This window comes from Pseudescherichia vulneris, from assembly GCF_902164725.1.
In the GTDB taxonomy this organism is placed as follows: domain Bacteria; phylum Pseudomonadota; class Gammaproteobacteria; order Enterobacterales; family Enterobacteriaceae; genus Pseudescherichia; species Pseudescherichia vulneris.
Map to the genome: position 1 here is coordinate 2,134,235 of NZ_LR607338.1, position 981 is coordinate 2,135,215.

Consider the following 981-nt stretch of genomic DNA (forward strand, 5'->3'; position numbering starts at 1 on the left):
GCATGCCGTTCGAGAAAGGTTTTTATCTCCAGGATGTAAGCCTCCTTTCCGGTAAAGCTGACACTCCACTGCGGTGTCCTGGGGTTGATGCCGTCGCCGGACACCTGGGCATATCCGTCCCCGAACTGCGCCTTACGCGTCCGGAAACTGGTGTCACTTTGTGCGCCGACACGCGGGCACCAGGTAAAGGTTTCTACGGCCAAGGTTAAACTCCTTTGATAGCCCGCCAGAGAGGTGTGCCGGGGCGGCTCACTTCATCGTTGACCGTGCGCAGGATCGCATCCGTCAGCTGGCGGCCAGCGGCGCTGGCAATGCCCTGGCTGGCTGGTTGCTGCGTCTGGGAGTTGAAGTTGATATCGCCGATACTGACAGACAGGCCGCCGCCCTGCCCCTGCCCGGAGTCCAGCGCCCGGACACCCAGCGAGCCATCGGCGGCACGCGTCAGCGGCATGATCGCCTCCGGCCCGGCTTCACCCATCAGACCAGCGCCTTTAGCGAACGCGAACATGGTCGGGCTGTTGACGATGCTGTTACTGAACTTGCTCAGATCGGCGGATTCGTACACTCCGCCTTTGGCATTTAGCTTCACGCCTGCCGCCGCGCTGGCATATGAACCTGAAGGCGTGCTGCCGCCCGCTGCCGCGCCAAAGCTGAATAGCGAGCCAATACTGCTGACAGCGTTGGCGATTGCCATATTCACCAGTACGGTCTGGATAGACTTCAGGACGCTGACGCTCCAGTCCTTCCAGGAGGCCTCGTTATCGTTGAGCATATCGACGATATTGCTGGTAATGCCGGACATCGCGCTCTGCATTGCGCTGGCAGCCTGAGAAGAGTAATTCGTGGCGTCATCAACCCAGTTAGCCAGGCCGTCGCGCGCGCCGGTCACCCAGTCGGCGTCGAGCTGGTCTATCTGCTGGTAATAGGATTCGTAGTTCCCGAGGCGCTCGGCCAGCGCGTCATTGATAGCTTCTGACTCAC

At 60.6% G+C, this 981-nt stretch carries 2 protein-coding genes; both read right to left on the reverse strand.

Annotated elements, in window-relative coordinates; translation table 11 throughout:
- On the reverse strand, positions 1–203 hold a 203-nt coding region (locus tag FN633_RS18515), incomplete at its 3' end, for a phage tail protein (protein WP_243731495.1).
- Positions 204–205: 2 nt separating this feature from the next.
- A partial coding sequence (locus FN633_RS09150; RefSeq protein WP_243731496.1) for a phage tail tape measure protein occupies positions 206–981 on the reverse strand: 776 nt, incomplete at its 5' end.